This is a genomic window from Clostridium sp. HV4-5-A1G (assembly GCF_900184915.1).
Lineage (GTDB): Bacteria > Bacillota > Clostridia > Clostridiales > Clostridiaceae > Clostridium_B > Clostridium_B aromativorans.
Genome location: NZ_FXYI02000210.1, coordinates 1 through 5650, shown reverse-complemented (window position 1 = coordinate 5650; position 5650 = coordinate 1). Strand labels below are relative to the sequence as shown.

Genomic DNA, 5650 nt, shown 5'->3' with positions numbered 1-5650 from the left:
TTTTTAATGATAGGGCGACCACCGATATCTACACTTCTAGCTTCGTCGTCAGCGTCTGATGTGTATAAGAGACATATATTGAAGTATGGGTATAAAAGTATTATAATGAATTTGAAAATTAAAAAGTAATCTTCAGGGCGGGGTGTAATTCCCCACCGGCGGTACAGCCCGCGAGCCCCAAAGGGTACGATTCGGTGAAATTCCGAGGCCGACAGTAAAGTCTGGATGGAAGAAGTGAGAATGTAATGTTTATTAGCCCTGGTATTTATTTATCAGGTTTTTTTATTATGTTTGCTCACCTGGAAGATTATATTTGATGTTTTAGGAGGGTGTCAACTGATGAAAAATAACAAATTAAATAGGTTAGTAAAAATATCATTACTGGGAGTAGTTGGCTTTTTGCTTATGTTTATAGAATTTGCCCTTCCAATATTCCCATCGTTTTTGAAAATTGATATAAGTGATTTACCGGCTTTGATGGGAACTTTTGCGCTGGGACCAGGAGCTGGAATTGCCATAGAATTTTTGAAGAATATACTTCATGGGATATTTAACGGAAAGACTGCCTTTATAGGTGAAGTTGCCAATTTTGCAGTAGGATCAGTTTTAGTTTTTACGGCAGGGTATATATACAGTAAAAAGAAAACCAAAAAGTCAGCGGTAATCAGCCTTGGAGCTGGAACTATTGCCATGTCGGCAGCAGCTGCACTGCTAAATTATTTTATACTACTTCCTCTTTATGAAAAAGTACTTAATTTTCCTATAAGCGCAATGGTAGCGGTGGCAGGAAAGATAAATGGGAGCGTAACGGATTTAAATACACTGGTATTATTTGCCATTGTGCCATTCAATCTGTTAAAGGGAATAGCACTTACAGCCCTTACGCTTGTTCTCTATAAGAGTGTATCTCCAATATTAAAGCAGGAACAGGCAAGAGATGGGAAGTTAGCAGAAAATAAAAATTAACTTAACTGAGGAGTCATAATAAGAAAATCTGGGATATTCCCGGATTTTTTTATTATGAAACAGGGATTTCATACGATAAATTATATATAGAACAAAAATTTTTAGTAAATTAAAAAGGGTGATGAATTTGTCAGGGATTTGGAATATAAGCAGCACCTATAATGTAAATAATAAAAAAATATCTGCAAAGCTTTCTTTTCAAATAGGAGAGAAATTTTCTGCTAGAGTTATGCAATTAAATAAATCAACAGGAGAAATACTTTTAAAGCTTTTAGATGGATGGCAATTTTCAGGTGAACTGGAAAGTTATCAGAATATATTAGAAAATCAATTGATAAGACTGGAAGTAGAAGGGTTTGAAAATGGAAAATTAAAATTAAAAATTGTGAATTCAGAAGGAGAGCATAATAACAGTGGCAATGATCCCATAAGTTTGTTTATCAAAGAAAATGATTTTAATCTCAGTAATGAAGATTATGATCTTATATATAAAATGGTTAAACATGAAATCCCGCTTACAAAAGATAATATTTCCAACATAAAAAGTGTACTGGAATTTATGAACAAGATAAAACAGAATCCGGAGGAACAGGATATCTTTATTCAGAAATATTTAATCAGTAAAAATCTATCACCCGACAGTGAAGAAGGCAAATTTACAAATACTACTTTGAAAAAATTTTTTAACCAGCTAAAGAGTATAAACGGAGATGATCTGTTTATTTTTTTGGAGAACAATATAGAATTAGATGAAAATAATATAAAGAGTTTTAACAGTATATTCAAAAACAAGGGAACTATATATAATGAAGTTAAGAATCTTGGACAGCTTTTACCAAAACAAATTGTCCAGCAAGATCAATCTGAAAATATCCAATTACAGGATAAGGCTAAAAATGCTGAAGATAGTTTAAAAGAAAACAATGTGGGCATTATTGATAAAAGTAAAAACCAATTTGCCATACTCCAGGGTGAAGAAGACAGGACAGGTTTAAAAACAAAACTGGAGGGTGAAAAAAGCAGCATAGGTTTAAAGACAAATGCTTTGAAAACTGCAGCAGATGCTGAAGAAAATTTAGGTGTACAGAATTTGAAAAGCCAGGAAACTTCCAAAAATGAAATAAATATAAAGAGTAAAACTATTGAAACAACCGGAGAGACAAGTGGTATGGGGGATTCAGGTAAAGTTCATCCTAATAATGTTCTGAGTTCTTTTGTAAAAGATAGGATCATGCCTTATGTTTCACATAGAGGCAGAGCTGCAAGTGAAAATAATATAGGACAAATTGCTGTACAGATAAAAGATCAAATAGATGCAAAGATCAATGATATGAAAGATATTGTGAGAGAAATATTAGAACAAAAAAATAGCGGCAAAAATGATATTTCCGAAAATATAAATCATATACTGAATAATAATATAAATGATTTTAAAATATTCAATACTATTTCAAATTCCTATTATTATATGGATCTTCCCATAAATTTGAATCAGAACAATTATCAGTGTAGGCTTATGATTAAAGATGAAAGGAAAAAAGGGAAAAAAATAGATTCCACAAATGTCAAAATAGCTGCTTCTATAAGCACTGAAAATATGGGAGTAGTAGATACCTATTTGACTGTGAATGGTCACAATATGGATATAGATATTAAATGTAATGAAAAATGGCTGGATCTACTTAGCAGAGAGCACGAGAAAATACTGGAGAGCTTATCGGATGTGGGGTATAATGTAGATGTCAGATTTCATGAGAAGGTAGAAGAAATGAACATATCCACCTGCGGGGAATTTTTTGAGGACAAGGATATAAGCATACTCAATGCTAGAGTATGAACCATATTTAACGGAGTAAAAAGGGGGAAGGAAGGTAAGGATAAAAGAATGAGTGAAAGAAAAAAGGCAGCAGCTTTAAAATATGAACAGAGCTATGAGTCGCCTATGGTCACTGCTGCAGGTATAGGACAGATAGCAGATAATATATTGGAGAAAGCAAAAGAAAATAGAGTTCCTATAGTCTATAACAAGGAATTGGCGGATCTTTTGATCAATGTAGATGTAGGGGACTATATACCTGTTGCATTATATGATGCGGTGGCTAAGGTTATAGCATATGTAATAGATATAGATGAAAATATAAGTAGAAGGTGATGATTTGGCTTTATTTGCAATATCAGATTTGCATTTAGATATGACTGGGGATAAGCCTATGGATATTTTTGGGGACAATTGGATTGGACATGATAGAAAAATAAAATCAAATTGGATGAATAAAATAACTTGTGAGGATACGGTGATTATAGCAGGGGATATATCCTGGTCTATGAATATGGGAGATGGATTTTTGGATTTGCAGTGGATTCATCATCTTCCGGGGAAAAAAATATTGATAAAGGGAAATCATGATTATTGGTGGAACGGCATCACAAAATTGAACAGTTTATATGATGATATGAGTTTTATACAAAATAATTTTTTTCCATATAAGGATTATGCATTGTGCGGAACTAGAGGATGGAATTGTCCAGGTAGTGAAAATTTCTCCCAGCACGATGAAAAAATATATAAAAGAGAACTTATGAGAATGAGGAATTCATTGAGCTGTGCAGTAGAAGCGGGATACAGTAAATTCATAGCTGCCATTCATTATCCTCCCATAGGTGAAAAATTTATGAGTTCAGGATTTAAAGATATATTTGAGGAATATAAAGTAGAAAAAGTTATATATGGACATCTCCATGGAGAAACCTCTTTAAAAGCTGTGACAGGAGATTTAAATGGAATAGAATATATATTGACTTCTGCAGATTATATAGATTTTGATCCTAAAATAATAATTGGCAGATAAGTTTATCCTATAAGGGAAAAATTTATTTGCCAGATCATCTGCTATTTGTGAAATTTAACGAATAGGCCGTGAGCTTTATTCTCTTTGAGAATTTTTTTAGGCTGTCCTTCGGAAGGCAGTGATTTATTCTTAAGAAAATCTTTTACAAGATCCTTTTGATCTCTGGCCATATTTTTAATTCTTGAAGATGCTGCAGTAGAAGTTACTACTTGGCTGAACCATCTCAATGATTCTTCTTCTTTTCCTGTACGTCTCATAAGTTCACCTATGAGATAGATGGTGGTGTACCTGTCCATGCCGCATATTGGTAGGCTTTCATTGTAATATGCGGTGCTAAAATTGTCTAATGCCTGATTTAAGGATCTTATCTCATTTTCATTATCATTTTTAAGCCTATACATCCAGGCAATTTTTAGAAAGTTAATTGCCTTTTTACTGGCTTTGGCATCTATGACATAATAATTTAAAAGAGATAGCTTGTACCTTTGAATAGCTAATTCAATATCATATACCTCTGGGTAATTTTTGCGGTGCCATTTAGGGGAAATCTTATTCCTTATTGTATCTGCATCATGTTCATTTAAATGAAGAAAATCGTTTTTTATAGCAGCGTAACCACAGTTATCACATACCCATACGTCATAAAAATAGGGATTTATTATAGAATACCTTATAAAAAAATCTGAATCCCTTTTTGTTATCCTGTATGAAGATTTTTTAATGGCCCTGGCATTAAAGGAATTTTCACAGACAGGACAGGTTATTTTTCTATCGTACAACATGGATTTTTGCTTGTCTTTTGATTTTAAACTTTCTGGATTTAAGGATATTTCTCTAGACATATTCTATCACCTTTACTATTGATCATATAAATTTTATAATATAAATTAACCCTCTTTAACCATTATATCAAAAATTTAGTTAAAATAATAGTTCTTAAACTTTCCATATTTTTGATATAATAGTATTATTGTACTAGATGAATTAATTTTATAATATCTGTTAGGGGTGATTTATGTGGCAATAAGAGAGTGGAAGACATTTCTACTACCATATAATCAAGCTGTTGAGGAATTGAAGGTAAAATTTAGGAGCATAAGAAAAGAGTATAGGAGAAAAAATGAATATTCACCTATAGAGTTTGTTACAGGAAGAGTAAAGGAAATATCAAGTATACTGGAAAAGGCAAATAAGTTTAATATACCCTTGGATAGAATAGGATATGAAATGGAGGATATAGCAGGAATCAGAATAATGTGCCAGTTTGTAGATGATATAAGTAAAGTAGTTAATATAGTTAGAAATAGAAAAGATATGGAGATAATGTATGAAAAGGACTATATAACCAATGTAAAAGAAAGTGGTTATAGAAGCTATCATATGGTGATCAAGTATCCCGTGAATATGTCGGATGGGGAGGTTGAGATATTAGCTGAATTTCAAATAAGAACACTGGCAATGAATTTTTGGGCTACTGCGGAACATTCTCTAAATTATAAATATAAACATGATATACCAGATGCCATTAAATTAAAATTGAAAAGTGCGGCAGATGCTGCATTTCAACTTGATGAACAAATGCTTGAAATCAAGGATGAAATAAAAGATGCACAAAAGCTGTTTGAGGTAAAATCCAGTCTGGTCTCGGATATAATGAATAACATATTGACACTGTCATCTATGGGTAAATTAACTGAAGCTACCAGATATCAGATGCAGTTAAATAAACTGACTGAAGAGGGAGAAGTCTTTGAATTGTCTAATTTATTACATTCTACAGAGAAGGCGCTTCAAGTATATAAATAAAATTGAATTATTTTTAAATAGTAAAAGGT

The 5650-nt window shown here is 32.4% G+C and carries 6 protein-coding genes and 1 riboswitch; of the genes, 5 read left to right on the top strand and 1 reads right to left on the bottom strand.

All coding sequences use genetic code 11. The features are described 5' to 3' along the window. Positions 1–124 precede the first annotated feature (124 nt). A riboswitch (FMN riboswitch) is annotated at positions 125–241 on the top strand. Positions 242–339: 98 nt separating this feature from the next. From J5G60_RS16255 to J5G60_RS16240, 4 genes are all read left to right on the top strand, one after another. Then, the gene (locus tag J5G60_RS16255) at positions 340–966 is read left to right on the top strand and encodes an ECF transporter S component (protein WP_150358882.1); all 627 of its coding nucleotides are present in this window, start codon (positions 340–342) and stop codon (positions 964–966) included. A 121-nt stretch (positions 967–1087) separates the two neighbouring features. After that, on the top strand, positions 1088–2803 hold the full coding sequence (locus J5G60_RS16250) for a hypothetical protein (protein WP_236035337.1): 1716 nt from the start codon (positions 1088–1090) through the stop codon (positions 2801–2803). Positions 2804–2851: 48 nt separating this feature from the next. After that, the gene (locus J5G60_RS16245) at positions 2852–3118 is read left to right on the top strand and encodes an EscU/YscU/HrcU family type III secretion system export apparatus switch protein (RefSeq protein WP_150358884.1); all 267 of its coding nucleotides are present in this window, start codon (positions 2852–2854) and stop codon (positions 3116–3118) included. Positions 3119–3122: 4 nt separating this feature from the next. Continuing rightward, complete coding sequence (locus J5G60_RS16240; RefSeq protein ID WP_150358885.1) at positions 3123–3815, top strand: metallophosphoesterase; 693 nt, start codon at positions 3123–3125, stop codon at positions 3813–3815. A 41-nt stretch (positions 3816–3856) separates the two neighbouring features. Here J5G60_RS16240 and J5G60_RS16235 read toward each other — a convergent pair whose 3' ends face one another. Next, complete coding sequence (locus J5G60_RS16235; protein WP_150358886.1) at positions 3857–4657, bottom strand: DUF2225 domain-containing protein; 801 nt, start codon at positions 4655–4657, stop codon at positions 3857–3859. A 175-nt stretch (positions 4658–4832) separates the two neighbouring features. Here J5G60_RS16235 and J5G60_RS16230 point away from each other — a divergent pair, with 175 nt between their 5' ends. Beyond that, on the top strand, positions 4833–5621 hold the full coding sequence (locus tag J5G60_RS16230) for a GTP pyrophosphokinase (RefSeq protein ID WP_150358887.1): 789 nt from the start codon (positions 4833–4835) through the stop codon (positions 5619–5621). Positions 5622–5650 lie beyond the last annotated feature (29 nt).